A 13,552-nucleotide genomic window follows, 5' to 3' on the forward strand; every position below is an offset into this window, starting at 1 on the left:
GCGGCAGCTATATGGATTCGGAAAATGGTGTGGAAGTTGGTGCCCGGCATTTGGGGGATGAGGATGTTGTCTCACAATCTCCTTTCTTCATTGACCCAAGCCTGATTGATCAAGGTAACTGTGCAGTGCTGCCGGGCTGGGCAGCTTCGGGAGATTGGTTTGAACCAATTGCACCGGATAATCAAGACACCAATTATTTCTGCTCTACCCCCAACTTCGATGCCTGTTCCAACAACGCCCCCGATTCTCCAACCCCGCAGGAAGAAGACGAGGATATTTTGCTCCGCAAGCTGGGCAACGGCACCTTTCAGGCCAGCCGTTATCAAAGTGCCCTGAAATACACCGGGCAGCGCCACCTTTACAAGCGCCTGGAGCACCAAAGCACCCCGCTTAGCAACTGGAAGCTCAGTTTCCTGAATCAGGCTGGCTCTACTCCGGTAGGCGAATACAACAGTATTGATCAAAGTATTAAAGAAGCGCTCACCCTGCCAGACACTATAGCGCAGTCCCTTGCCGCTCAGGACAGTAGCCTCATGGAAGTTATGGATGAATTATCTGGCATTGATGCTGCGCTGTCGGCTGAACCTCCAACGGACACGGCTGAACTACTGCTCAAAAGACGGGAAATGTTAGCGAGCCTGGCTCTTCAGGATTCCATTGCCGGCAACCTCCGTGCAGCCGTTCAAAAAGAGCAGCAGGAAACCCTTTCTCTCATTGGGGCCGCAAACCAAAACGCCCCGGCTGATTCTCTGTACGAAGCCAATGAGCAAGCTTTCAATACCCTTGCTATCAAAGCAGCAGCAAGTATTGACAGCCTTTCCGGCTCAGAGCTGAGTGCCTTATTCAGCCTTGCGAATCAATGCCCCCTCTCCGGAGGCGATGCCGTCTTCCGGGCCCGCAGCCTCTACCGCCTTGCTGACCCTACCTACCGTTTTGATAATGCTGCACTCTGCCAACCCAGTGCTGCCTTGCGGGCGCCAAAGGCAACCGAATCGCTTGACTTTACCCTGTTTCCTAATCCCACCTCAGGTCTCACGGTGCTGGAGTTTAGCACCCCGCTTTCCGGCAGGGCAAATGTCACCCTCTACAGCCTTCAGGGTCAGCCGGTGCTACAACAAACAGCAGGAGAAGGCGCACAGCATATCCTGCTGGAAACAGCGGCTTTGCCCGGCGGGACTTACTTTTGCAGGGTGATGGGAGTTGATGGAGTGACGGGCGTGAAGAAGTTGGTGAAATTATAAGACTAAGTTTGAGGGCTATCCGGAAAAACATGCCGGATAGCCCTTGCTAGACAAAGCATAAGATATGAAACACTGGCTGCACCAAATACTTCTACCTGTATTTTTGCTTACCCTATACAATGGAAATACCCAAGAGCATGATTATGGATGGATTATAGGCTACAATAGTGAGTCTGCCCCCGGGTATGAAGGAATGATTTTAGACTTTAACAATTCCCCCATGCAGGTGAAAGATTATGCTATCAATGCCAACTTGTTTATTAGCAGTGCCTGCATTGCCGATGAAGATGGCAATCCACTGTTTTACACCAATGGTTGTTCGGTATTTACCAGCACAGGGGCGGTCATGGAAAATGGGGACAGCCTTAATTTTGGGGCTGTTTACGAAGAACATTGTGAGGGGGTTAGGTTTAGCTACACCGCCGGCCGCCAAAGCAGCTTAATCCTGCCCATGCCCGGCAGCGACAGCCTCTACTACCTTTTCCACAAGCGGATCATTTATCAGGAAGAACCAGTCTTTGATGTCATCACCGACCGTATCCTTTATTCTGTGGTGGACATGAGCGCCAATCAGGGGCTGGGCCGGGTGGTGGAGAAAAATGTTGCCCTTTTTGAGGAACCTACCGTCTACGGGCAATTAACCGCAGTAAAGCACGCCAATGGCGAAGACTGGTGGATTGTCAATGCCTTGGACCAATCAGATGAGTATGTTTTTTTCCTGTTCGATAGTAGTGGGCCCTCTTTTTCGCATACCCAGGTTATAGGTAATATAAGCAGTAGCAGTGGCTCTTCAGGCGGGCAGGCCAACTTCTCCCCCAATGGCCGCTACTACGCCCGCTACAGTGCCGACGGGCTCTTCCTCATGGAATTCGACCGGCAGGCCGGGGCGCTGAGTGCGTTTCAGCATATCCCCATACCGGACGTGCATGCACGGGGCGGGGTAGCCTTCTCCCCCAGCTCAGAGCTGTGTTACGTCAGCGCCTTTGATACCATTATGCAGTTTGACCTCATGGCACCGGATATTGAAGCTTCCGGCACCGTCGTCGCGGTATACGATGGGTTTATTGACCTTTTTGCCATCACTTTTGGGAACCTTCAGCTTGGACCTGATTGCAAAATATACTGCAAGGTATTCGCCGCTGTACCTTATCTTCATGTCATACATCAGCCCAATCAAAGAGGCACTGCCTGCCAGGTGGAGCAAAGGGGCGTAATTCTGCCCTATAGAAACTATAGCATGCTGCCCCACTTCCCAAACTACCGCCTCGGCCCCCTAATCCCCGGCGAGGCACCGCCTCCGCCCTGCGAGACGGTGGTGAGTACGCCTACGGTGCCTCCACAGGCTGGGGCGGGCTTTAGCCTCTACCCCAACCCTGCCTCCGGGCTTACGACGGTGGAGTTTAGCACCCCGCTTTCCGGCAGGGCAAATGTCACCCTCTACAGCCTTCAGAGTCAGCCGGTACTACAACAAACAGCAGGAGAAGGCGCACAGCACGTTCTGCTGGAAACAGCGGCTTTGCCCGGCGGGACTTACTTTTGCAGGGTTACAGGAGTTGACGGAATAACGGGCGTGAAGAAGTTGGTGAAATTATAGGACCCAGCTTGAGGGCTATCCGGAAAAACATGCCGGATAGCCCTTGCTAGACAAAGCATAAGATATGAAACACTGGCTGCACCAAATACTTCTACCTGTATTTTTGCTTACCCTATACAATGGAAATACCCAAGAGCATGATTATGGATGGATTATAGGCTACAATAGTGAGTCTGCCCCCGGGTATGAAGGAATGATTTTAGACTTTAACAATTCCCCCATGCAGGTGAAAGATTATGCTATCAATGCCAACTTGTTTATTAGCAGTGCCTGCATTGCCGATGAAGATGGCAATCCACTGTTTTACACCAATGGTTGTTCGGTATTTACCAGCACAGGGGCGGTCATGGAAAATGGGGACAGCCTTAATTTTGGGGCTGTTTACGAAGAACATTGTGAGGGGGTTAGGTTTAGCTACACCGCCGGCCGCCAAAGCAGCTTAATCCTGCCCATGCCCGGCAGCGACAGCCTCTACTACCTTTTCCACAAGCGGATCATTTATCAGGAAGAACCAGTCTTTGATGTCATCACCGACCGTATCCTTTATTCTGTGGTGGACATGAGCGCCAATCAGGGGCTGGGCCGGGTGGTGGAGAAAAATGTTGCCCTATTTGAGGAGCCTACGGTTTACGGTGAATTAACCGCAGTGAAGCATGCCAATGGCGAAGACTGGTGGATTGTCAATGCCCTGGACCAATCAGATGAGTATGTTTTTTTCCTGTTCGATAGTAGTGGGCCCTATTTTTCGCACACCCAGGTCCTAGGAGACAGCAGCAGTTTTGCCGGTTCTGGCGGCGGCCAGGCCAACTTCTCCCCCGATGGCCGCTACTACGCCCGTTACAGTGCCGACGGGCTCTTCCTCATGGAATTCGACCGGCAGGCTGGGGTGCTGAATGCGTTTCAGCATATCCCTATACCAGACGTGAATGCCCTAGGTGGAGTTGCCTTTTCACCCAACTCCGAGCTGTGCTACGTCAGCGCCTTTGATACCATTATGCAGTTTGACCTCATGGCACCGGATATTGAAGCTTCCGGTACCGTCGTCGCGGTATACGATGGGTTTATTGACCTTTTTGCCATCACTTTTGGGAACCTTCAGCTTGGACCTGATTGCAAAATATACTGCAATGTGTTCGCCACCGTACCTTATCTTCATGTCATACATCAGCCCAATCAAAGAGGCACTGCCTGCCAGGTGGAGCAAAGGGGCGTAATCCTGCCCTATAGAAACTATAGCATGCTGCCCCACTTCCCCAACTATCGCCTCGGCCCCCTAATCCCCGGCGAGGCACCGCCTCCGCCCTGCGAGACGGTGGTGAGTACGCCTACGGTGCCTCCACAGGCTGGGGCGGGCTTTAGCCTCTACCCCAACCCTAGCTCCGGGCTTACAACGGTGGAATTCAGCACCCCGCTTTCCGGCCGGGCAAATGTCACCCTCTACAGCCTTCAGGGGCAGCCGGTACTACAGCAAACAGCAGGAGAAGGCGCACAGCACGTGTTACTGGAAACAGTGACTTTACCCAGCGGGACTTACTTCTGCAGGGTGACAGGAGTTGATGGATCGACGGGCGTGAAGAAGTTGGTAATAACAGGCAGGTAACTAACAACAGCGCTCACCGGAGGCCCTCAGTGAGCATATGGTTAAGCGTTTCAATGCATGCTTCAAAAAGATGAAAGACCGGATGCACGGTGCGTGGGTAAGGCGGCTATGCAAACCCAATTAAGGCTTCCATCCCACGTTGTTTGAACTACCCCCAACGCCCACTTCCAAACACCCCATGTCCGATATCGAACAGGTAGCAAAAACCCGAAAGCGTAAAAACGTGATAATCAATACCTCCATTTTTGGCACGACTCCTGCACCGCTCTCAGCAAAACAATACCTGAGAGATGGACCGACCAATATCTAACACCAAGAAAAAGCGCCGCCTGGGCAAAAACGCCCTCCGCATTACCGGGCTGATTGCTGTATTAGTTGGCGCCCTGTTTGTGCTGCGCAGCATGCTCACCAAAGAGCTGGACCGCAAAGATTTTCAAACAGCTACCGTTGAGGTGGGCAAAGTCGAAGAGGCCATCACTGCTTCCGGGCTCGTCGTCCCGGCCTTTGAGCAGCAACTCACCGCCCCTGTCACCGCTGCTATTCAGGAAGTGCACCGGCAGTCGGGTGATAAAGTCGAGCGGGGCGATACCATTCTCCAACTGGATGAAGAGTACATCCGTCTGCAGTACGAATCGCTGGCCGATCAGCTGGAGCTGAAGAAGAACAAAATCACCCGACTGCGGCACGAGTACGACAAAAACATTCAGGACCTGGCTTACGAAAGCGAAATCAAAGCCCTGCAAATCTCCAGCCTGGAGGCTCAACTGGCAGACACCAAGCGCCTGCGCGAAATCGGCTCCGCAACACCGGAGGAAGTCGATCAGGCTCAACTGCAGCTGGATATCGCCCGCCTGGAAAAGCAAAAACTGGACAACGAACTGCGCTTCCGCGAACAGGTCCTGCCCGGCGACCGCCGCAATCTGGAACTGGAGGTCCGCATGGAGGAAAAGAAAAGCAGTGAGCTCGCCCGCAAGCTTCGGGAAACGAGTGTCATCGCACCCCGCTCTGGTGTAATCACCTGGATTAATGAAGACCTCGGCAAGCAGGTCAGCGAAGGCGAACTGCTGGTCCGCCTGGCCGACCTGCAGCGCTACCGCATCGAGGCGACCTGCTCCGATCGCTACGCCGCTCAGGTCAAAATCGGGCTGCCGGTACGGGTGCGCATCAATCAGACGGACCTGAACGGGCGCATCTCCACTATCCTGCCGGCAGTGGAAAACAACACCGTGGCCTTCATCGTCGAGCTGGACGAGCCCGACCACCCCAAGCTGCGCCCCAACCGCCGCGTGGAGGTCTTCCTGATTGCCAATGCCCGCGAGCAAGCCCTGCGACTGAAAAACGGGCCGGCCTTCCGGGGCAAAACCATACAGCCGCTGTTTGTCGTGGACGGCAAGGAAGCCCGCCGCACGGAAGCCCGCATTGGCCTCACTAGTGTCGACTACGTGGAGCTGCTGGAAACCGACCTGCAGCCCGGCCAGCAAGTCATCATTTCCGATATGGCTGCCTACGAACACCTGGAGCAGATCAAGCTGGAAGAATAAGCGCCTGCAACTCCTATTCACAAGCGATCAAAACCTGAGCCATGAAACAAATCATCACCTTATACCTTAGCCTGCTGCCCATCGCCCTTATGGCACAGGTACTGCCCGACAGCCTGCAACTGGAAGCCTTCCTCCAACTGGCCGAAGCGCGCAGCCTGGACCGGCAGCAAGCCGAAACGGACCTGGAACTGGCAGAGCTGGACTTCCGGTTGTTCCGCGCCAGCCAACGCCCACAGCTTCTGGCGAGCGCCAATCTCCCCAATTACCAGCGTACTGTAAGTGAAATTGTACAGCCAAATGGCACCGTACTTTTCCAGCCTATCCGCAACAACAACAGCGCCCTGGGACTGCGCCTCACACAGGCCATCCCGGCTACCGGGGGCACTCTGTTTGTGCAGAGCAACCTGCAGCGCTTTGACGACTTTGAAGGGAATAACTCCCTCTACAACGGCATACCCATCCGCATAGGGCTGGCACAACCCCTGTTTGGCTTCAACGAGCAAAAGTGGGCGCAACAACTGGCGCCCGTACGCCTGACCGAAGCGCAGAAGCAATACCGCGCCGACCGGGCGACCATCCGTACCGCAGCCACCCGACTGTTTTTTAATTTCCTTTATGCCCGTACGGAACTCGACATCGCTATTGCCAATCAGGAAAGCAATCAGGAGCTGTTCGAAATCGCACAGGAACGACATAACCTGGGCAAAATTTCGGACAGCGACCTGATGCAGTTGCAGGTCAGCCTGCTTTCTGCAAAGCGCAGCCGCCGCAATGCAGAGCAGACCTACCGCGACCGGGCCGCTCAAATCCGGGCTTTCCTGGGCTTGGCACCGGAGGCAGACCTGCCCTATCCCAAACGGCCGGGCACGCCTCCCAAGGTTACCCTTGAACCGGAAGCAGCCATTGCCGAAGCATTCAAAAACCGGCCGGAGCTGGACCACTACGCCCGCCGCATTCTTGAAGCCGAACAGGAAGTGGCCCGCGCCAAAGGGCAGGGCGGCTTTCAGGCTGACCTGATCGCTTCTGTAGGCTGGACCCGTTCGGCTCAGGACCTGGAGCAGATTTACCAGTCGCCACTGAACGAACAGCTGCTACAGGTACAGGTCAGCGTGCCTATATTGGACTGGGGCGCACAGCGTAGCCGCGTAGCCCTGCAGCAGGCCCGCCTCGAACTCGAGCAGCGGCAGGTCCAACAGGAAGAACTGGATTTTCAGACCGATGTACGGCAGACCTTGCAGCAGGTCCAAAACCTGCAGCAGGAGGTACAACTGGCACAATCCCTGACCAACCTGGCACAGGAGCGCTTCCGCATCGCTCTGGAAAGCTACCGCCTTGGCGGCATTGATATTACGAATCTCATCATCAGTCAGCAGGAGAAAGACCTGGCCATGCGCACCTATATTTTCGCCCTGGGCGACTACTGGCAGGCCTACTACGAACTGCAGCGGCTGACTTTAATCGAATTTTAAACTTTCAAAAATACCTACGCCATGATACAGCTTGAAAACATCACCAAAGTCTATCAGACCAAAGTCATTGAAACCACTGCCCTGGACAACATCAACATCGAAGTTCCGGAGGGCGAATTCCTATCCATCATGGGCCCGTCCGGCTGCGGCAAAAGCACCCTGCTCAACATCATGGGCATGATTGATGAGCCCACTACCGGGCAGGTCAAGGTTGCCGGGAAGTTGGTGGGCAATTACCACTCCAAAGCCACGGCCCGTTTTCGCAATGAGCAACTGGGCTTCATTTTCCAGAGCTTCCACCTCATCAATGAGCTGTCGGTCATCGATAATGTGGAGTTGCCGCTGATTTACCGTAAGGTATCGGGCAAGCAGCGGCGGCAGATGGCCGAAGCGGCCCTCACCCAAGTCGGGCTAAGCAACCGCATGAAGCACTTCCCCTCGCAATTGTCGGGCGGTCAGAAGCAGCGGGTAGCCATCGCCCGGGCCATCGTCGGGCAGCCGCGCATTATCCTGGCCGATGAGCCGACTGGCAATCTGGATTCCGCCATGGGCAACGAAATCATGGACATCCTCATGCGTCTCAATCAGGAGCAGGGCACGACCATTGTCATGGTCACCCACGATGAGACCATGGCCCGCAAGACCCACCGCCTGGTCCGCCTTTTTGACGGCCAGCAAGTATCCTAAAACCGAAAAACACCAAGTCCTATGCTTAGCAGTTATTTCAAATTAGCGATCAAGGTGCTGGGGCGGCACCGGTTCTTCACCTTCATCAGCCTCTTCGGCATCAGCTTCACCCTGATGATTTTGATGGTGACGACTTCCTTCCTGGAAACCGAGCTGGGCAGCCATCCGCCCCTGACCGAAAAAGACCGCATGGTCCTTCTGCCCCGCCTCATCATGAAGCAGATGGTGACCGACACTACCTGGTCTGTAGACACCACGATGCTCGATGGGCAGCCCGCTTACGACAGCACCTTCACGGTGGGTAAGAAGCGGCAGAACAGCTACTCCTCCTCTTCCCTGAGCTATTCCTTTCTGGACCGCTACATGCGCGATATTCCGGGAGCGGAGGCACACAGTTTCTTCTGCGCCGACACTCAATTTGATATTTTCATCAACGGCAAAAAGCTCAATTTCAAAGCCCTGTACAGCGATGCCACCTACTGGGAAATTTTTGACTTTAACTTTCTGGCGGGGCGCTCTTTCCAGCCTTCTGAGGTGGAACGGCAGGTACAGGTAGCCGTGCTGTCGCGTAAAGCCGCCGTGGATTACTTTGGGACAACAGAACAGGTAGTCGGCCGCAGTATCGAGATGGATGGTAAACAACTGGAAGTCATCGGCATCGTGGAACAGCCTTCCAACTCCAAGGATTATGTGACCTCAGAGGTGTACCTGCCACTCACCCTGATGTCAGGGTCTGCCCTGACAGAAACCGGCTTCCACGGCCCATTTACAGCCGTCTTTCTGGCAGGAAGCCCGGAGGCCCGGTCAACAATCGTGGAAGCCATCCGCCAAAAAGCCGACCGTATCCCATTGCCTAACCCGGAAGACTACAACAAGCTGGAGCTCATGCCGGCTACAGTGATCGGGCTGTATGCCTATTACATGATGCCGGTACAGGACGACCCGGAAGGCGCGCTGCAAATGTTTACCCTCGTAGCCGTTGGCCTGATGCTGTTGTTTATCCTCCTGCCCACCCTCAACCTGATCAACCTGAACATCAGCCGGGCGATGGAGCGCTCCGCAGAAATCGGGGTGCGTAAGGCTTTTGGCGCCCATTCCGGCAGCATCCTGGCACAGCTTGTGTTTGAGAATGTCGTGCTGACTTTCCTGGGCGGCATCCTGGGCTGGCTCTTTGCTCTTGCCCTGATTTACCTCGTCAATGACAGTCAGGTGCTGGGCGATACCCAACTGCAGTTCAACACCGCCGTCTTCCTGTACAGCCTGCTGATCTGCCTGGTATTTGGCATCCTTTCCGGCCTGCTGCCCGCCTACCGCATGTCCAAACTTCATATCGTGAACGCCATAAAATTCAACAACCTATGATACGCCATATCTTCCAACTGGTCTGGAACAAGAAGCGGAGCAACGCCCTGTTGTTCCTCGAAATTTTCTTCGCCTTTGCCATCCTCTTTCTGGTGCTGACCTGGGTGACCCGCAACCTGCGCCTGTTCAGCACGCCTCTGGGGTTTGAAACCGAAAACACCTGGATCGTCCACCTGGATTTCTACGATGCAGAAGATACCCTGGCGGCCTCGGCAACCAAAGTCAGGCTGCGGGAAGAACTGCTGGCCCTGCCACAGATAGAAGCGGCCTCCTACGGTGGTGACGTAAGCCCCTTCAGCGGGTCGACCTGGTCGACCAACAACGACAACAACGGTTTTATGATCCAAACCCACCTGATATTTGCCGATGAGCACTACAAGGATGCCGCCAGGCTGAAGCTGGTACAGGGCCGCTGGTTTGACGAAACTGACCGGGACGCCAGGTACAAGCCTGCGGTCATTATCAAAAAGCTTTTCGATGAAAGCTTCGAGGGCCGCAACCTAAAGGATAGCGTGTACACCATTAACGGGGAAAATAAAATCGTCGGCGTGGTGGACCACTACAAATACCACGGCGATTTCTCCCCGGAGTATAATGTGACTTTTTTCTATAAGCCCTCTTCCGCCATTGACATGCCCAACCTGCACCTCTTGCTCGCACCGGGCACGCCGGCCGCTTTTGAAGAGGAAGTCAACCGTATCGTCGCCGATGTGACCGGCATGAGCGATTTCACCATTGAGCACCTGCAAAAAAGCCGGGACCTGGATGCCCGTAGCGTGTGGGTGCCTATGGTCAGCATGCTGAGTATTTGCGGATTTCTGGTGCTTAACGTAGCACTGGGCCTGTTTGGCGTACTCTGGTACAACATCAGCAAGCGGCGGGCGGAAGTAGGGCTCCGGCGTACCCTTGGCGCGAGCCGGACAGAAGTAAGCCTACAGTTTGTAGGAGAAATCATGATCGTGAGCCTGCTCGCTCTTTTGCTTGGGGTCATCTTTGCAGTACAGCTCCCTCTGATGGGTGTGCTGGAAGGTGAAATCGAGGCCTATGACTACTACGTGGCTATGGGGGTAGGTGCAGCCTTCATCATTGGACTGGTCTTGCTTTGCACCTTCTATCCGTCACAGGAAGCCGGACGGCTGCAGCCTGCGATTGTGCTGCACGAAGAGTAAAAAAGCCTACTATCCCACATAATTTAATTACTTTTCTCCTATGAAACCCAATTCAGCCCACATCCTGATCATCGACGATGACGAAGCGGTCTGCGTTTCGATGAAGCTGCTGCTCAAACGGGCAGGCTACAGCACCGCTTCCATCAACCGGCCTCAGGACATGGAGGAGGCGATGGCCAAAACACTGCCCCACCTTATCCTCCTGGACATGAACTTCACCATTGACACATCGGGGCGGCAGGGGCTGAGGGTTTTGCAACAACTACAAGCCAAACATCCGGAAATCCCGGTGGTGCTGATGACCGCCTGGGCGACCGTCCAACTGGCGGTGGAGGGTATGAAGCTAGGGGCCCGCGACTTCATCGCCAAGCCCTGGGACAACAAAGCCCTGCTGAAAACCATCAAAACGCTGCTGGATTTGCAAACCCCGGCAGACGAACCCACACCTTCTAATGTAGGCTTTGAACACATCGTAGGTGAAGATCCGGCTTTCCTGGAGACGCTGGCGGTAGCCAAACGCATCAGTCCAACGGACGCGAGTGTGCTGATCCTGGGCGAAAGCGGCACCGGAAAGGAAGTCCTGGCAGAAGCCATCCACTATCAGTCGGAGCGGCAGCAGGCGCCCTTTGTGCGGGTCAATCTTGGGGGGATTAGCTCCAGCTTGTTCGAGAGCGAGCTGTTCGGGCATAAGAAAGGTGCTTTTACCGATGCCATTGCTGAGCGCGAAGGGCGGTTTGCCAAAGCCAACGGCGGCAGTATTTTTCTGGACGAGATCGGCGATCTACCCCTGCCTAATCAGGTAAAGCTCCTCCGGGTGCTGCAGGAGAAGACCTTTGAGCCACTGGGCAGCAGCGAGACCCTCCGGGTAGACTGCCGCGTCATCAGCGCTACCAACAAAGATCTTTCCGCCATGGTCGCAGAAGGGACTTTTCGGGAAGATTTGTTCTATCGCATCAACCTCATCAAGCTGACCCTGCCGCCACTGCGGGACCGCCCCGGTGATATCCCCCTGCTGGCCGATCATTTTCTGGCAACCTTCAAACGCAATTATCAGCGCCCGGAACTGCACCTGAGCCCGGGTGCCAAAAAGTGGCTGCGGCAACAGCGTTTCCCCGGCAATATCCGGGAGCTACGCAACCTCATTGAACGCAGCGTGCTTGTCTCCGGAACGGCTGCACTGGAAGCCGCAGATTTGCAGCAGCTCTACCAGCCGGCAACGGGCCAATTGCAGGGCGGCCTGCCCCTGCCCGAAGTCGGCAAAGCCTCGCTGGAGGAAATGGAAGTGGAAATGATCCGCCGGACGCTGCGCCACCACGATGGGAACATCACCCTCGTGGCTCAGGACCTGGGGCTGACCCGGTCTGCGGTATACCGCCGGTTACAAAAATACGGAATCCCCTATGCGACTTAACTGGCAATACTTCCTGTACATCGGGCTCCTGCACCTGCTGCTTGGGGTGATGGCGTACTGGCTCCTGGAAGAAGCCACCGCCTGGCTGCTGCTGATCGAACTGGGGCTGCTATGCTCCCTCATCATCGCCTATGTGTTGTACCGCAAGTTTACCCATCCGCTCCGCCTGCTCGGCAATGGCATTGAGGCCATCAAGGATCAGGATTTTGCAGTTCGTCTGCGGCCCACCGGCTCTCCGGAAATGGACCGCCTGGTGAAAGTGTACAACCACATGCTGGACCACATCCGGGAGGAGCGGCGGCAGGTGCAGGAACAGCATTACTTTCTGGACCGGCTAATACAGGCCTCTCCGGCAGGTATTGTCCTGCTTGATTACGATGGTCACGTTACGGAAATCAATCCTATGGGGCTCGAATTGCTGGGGCTGGAAAAGCCGCCCGTAGGAAAGAAGCTGGAAGCCGTTGCTCACCCTTTGCTGCAAGAGCTCGCCCAATGGCAGGTTGGCCAGTCGGGTATTATTTCCGGAAAAGGGCAGGAGCGTTACCGATGTGAAGTGGTGCAGTTTATCCACCGGGGCTTCCACCGCCGGTTCCTCATGATACAGGAATTGTCGAAAGAAATGCTGGCCACCGAAAAGCGGGCCTACGCCAAAGTCATCCGCATGATGGCCCACGAAGTCAACAACTCCATTGGAGCCATCAACTCCATCCTACAGAGCACCATCGAAGCCTACCCTGAAATGCCCGGTGACGAGTTCGCCGAGGACATCAAAGCTTCTCTTGCAGTTGCCCATCAGCGCAATCAGCGGCTGAACCAGTTTATGCGCAACTTTGCCGAAGTGGTCCGCCTGCCCGAGCCCAACCGGGAATGGGTAGCGGTAAGCGAAGTCCTGGAGCGTGTAAAGCAGTTGATGCTTCCCCTGGCCCAACAGCAAAATACCAACCTGGAACTGGTCATACCCGACCAGCCTATCCGCTTCGAAATCGACGAAGAACAAATCGAGCAAGCCCTGGTCAACATGGTCAAAAACGCTTTGGAATCGCTCGGCGGGGGCGGCACCATCAAGCTGATGAGCACTGCCCACCCCGCTCAGATCGTGGTAGCCGACAATGGCCCCGGCCTACCGCCGGGTGCTGAGCAGGAATGGATGTCCCCTTTCTTCAGCACCAAGCCCGACGGTCAGGGCATAGGGCTGACCCTCATCAAGGAAATTGCCCGTCAGCATGGTGGCCGCTGTGAGCTGGAAACCCTGCCCAATGGGTGGACGGAGTGCCGGATCCGCTTTCATTGATTCAACAATGTTCAAATCTTTCCGTGGACGGTATTATCTGCAACCACAACCCTGCGTCCTGTTTTTCACAAGATTCCACTGGTCGTTTTTTTGACTTTTGACAACTCTCACCCCCTGTGATGACAATTATCACCCCCCCTTTTAGCGATGGCCCTTAGTTTTAAGTCCAGAAAGAAAAGAGAACGAA

Annotated in this window: 10 protein-coding genes; all 10 read left to right on the forward strand. The window is 55.0% G+C overall.

All coding sequences use genetic code 11. The features are described from left to right. Positions 1–1,241: T9SS type A sorting domain-containing protein (locus tag IX84_RS06065; protein WP_044217576.1), on the forward strand; the 1,241-nt coding region annotated here is incomplete at its 5' end. Positions 1,242–1,305: 64 nt separating this feature from the next. Then, complete coding sequence (locus tag IX84_RS06070; protein ID WP_044217579.1) at positions 1,306–2,835, forward strand: T9SS type A sorting domain-containing protein; 1,530 nt, start codon at positions 1,306–1,308, stop codon at positions 2,833–2,835. Positions 2,836–2,899: 64 nt separating this feature from the next. Continuing rightward, the gene (locus tag IX84_RS06075; RefSeq protein WP_044217582.1) at positions 2,900–4,435 is read left to right on the forward strand and encodes a T9SS type A sorting domain-containing protein; all 1,536 of its coding nucleotides are present in this window, start codon (positions 2,900–2,902) and stop codon (positions 4,433–4,435) included. A 290-nt stretch (positions 4,436–4,725) separates the two neighbouring features. Then, a complete protein-coding gene (locus IX84_RS06080; RefSeq protein ID WP_044217586.1) occupies positions 4,726–5,976 on the forward strand; it encodes an efflux RND transporter periplasmic adaptor subunit in 1,251 nt (416 codons plus the stop codon). A gap of 41 nt (positions 5,977–6,017) precedes the next feature. Further along, positions 6,018–7,445 (forward strand): TolC family protein, encoded by a 1,428-nt coding sequence (locus IX84_RS06085; protein ID WP_044217588.1) that lies wholly within the window; start codon positions 6,018–6,020, stop codon positions 7,443–7,445. 21 nt (positions 7,446–7,466) lie between these two features. After that, a complete protein-coding gene (locus IX84_RS06090) occupies positions 7,467–8,132 on the forward strand; it encodes an ABC transporter ATP-binding protein (protein WP_044217590.1) in 666 nt (221 codons plus the stop codon). Positions 8,133–8,153: 21 nt separating this feature from the next. Further along, positions 8,154–9,494 carry an ABC transporter permease gene (locus IX84_RS06095; protein WP_044217593.1) on the forward strand — a complete coding sequence of 447 codons (1,341 nt, stop codon included), beginning with the start codon at positions 8,154–8,156 and terminating at the stop codon, positions 9,492–9,494. Then, positions 9,491–10,663 carry an ABC transporter permease gene (locus IX84_RS06100; RefSeq protein ID WP_044217595.1) on the forward strand — a complete coding sequence of 391 codons (1,173 nt, stop codon included), beginning with the start codon at positions 9,491–9,493 and terminating at the stop codon, positions 10,661–10,663. The genes IX84_RS06095 and IX84_RS06100 overlap by 4 nt, the downstream gene beginning before the upstream one ends. Before the next feature lie 40 nt (positions 10,664–10,703). Next, positions 10,704–12,074, forward strand: coding sequence for a sigma-54-dependent transcriptional regulator (locus IX84_RS06105; protein ID WP_044217597.1), 1,371 nt, complete (start codon positions 10,704–10,706; stop codon positions 12,072–12,074). Then, positions 12,064–13,365, forward strand: coding sequence for a sensor histidine kinase (locus IX84_RS06110; RefSeq protein ID WP_044217598.1), 1,302 nt, complete (start codon positions 12,064–12,066; stop codon positions 13,363–13,365). Before IX84_RS06105 ends, IX84_RS06110 begins: the two co-directional genes overlap by 11 nt. Positions 13,366–13,552: the final 187 nt, after the last annotated feature.

It is taken from the genome of Phaeodactylibacter xiamenensis, assembly GCF_000759025.1.
In the GTDB taxonomy this organism is placed as follows: Bacteria; Bacteroidota; Bacteroidia; order Chitinophagales; family Saprospiraceae; genus Phaeodactylibacter; species Phaeodactylibacter xiamenensis.

Bases quoted from the DNA above. Each gene is read 5' to 3' on its own strand.
- IX84_RS06080 (WP_044217586.1), top strand. From the start codon at position 4,726: ATGGACCGACCAATATCTAACACCAAGAAAAAGCGCCGCCTGGGCAAA.
- IX84_RS06095 (WP_044217593.1), top strand. From the start codon at position 8,154: ATGCTTAGCAGTTATTTCAAATTAGCGATCAAGGTGCTGGGGCGGCAC.
- IX84_RS06110 (WP_044217598.1), top strand. From the start codon at position 12,064: ATGCGACTTAACTGGCAATACTTCCTGTACATCGGGCTCCTGCACCTG.
- IX84_RS06090 (WP_044217590.1), top strand. From the start codon at position 7,467: ATGATACAGCTTGAAAACATCACCAAAGTCTATCAGACCAAAGTCATT.
- IX84_RS06085 (WP_044217588.1), top strand. From the start codon at position 6,018: ATGAAACAAATCATCACCTTATACCTTAGCCTGCTGCCCATCGCCCTT.
- IX84_RS06100 (WP_044217595.1), top strand. From the start codon at position 9,491: ATGATACGCCATATCTTCCAACTGGTCTGGAACAAGAAGCGGAGCAAC.
- IX84_RS06075 (WP_044217582.1), top strand. From the start codon at position 2,900: ATGAAACACTGGCTGCACCAAATACTTCTACCTGTATTTTTGCTTACC.
- IX84_RS06105 (WP_044217597.1), top strand. From the start codon at position 10,704: ATGAAACCCAATTCAGCCCACATCCTGATCATCGACGATGACGAAGCG.
- IX84_RS06070 (WP_044217579.1), top strand. From the start codon at position 1,306: ATGAAACACTGGCTGCACCAAATACTTCTACCTGTATTTTTGCTTACC.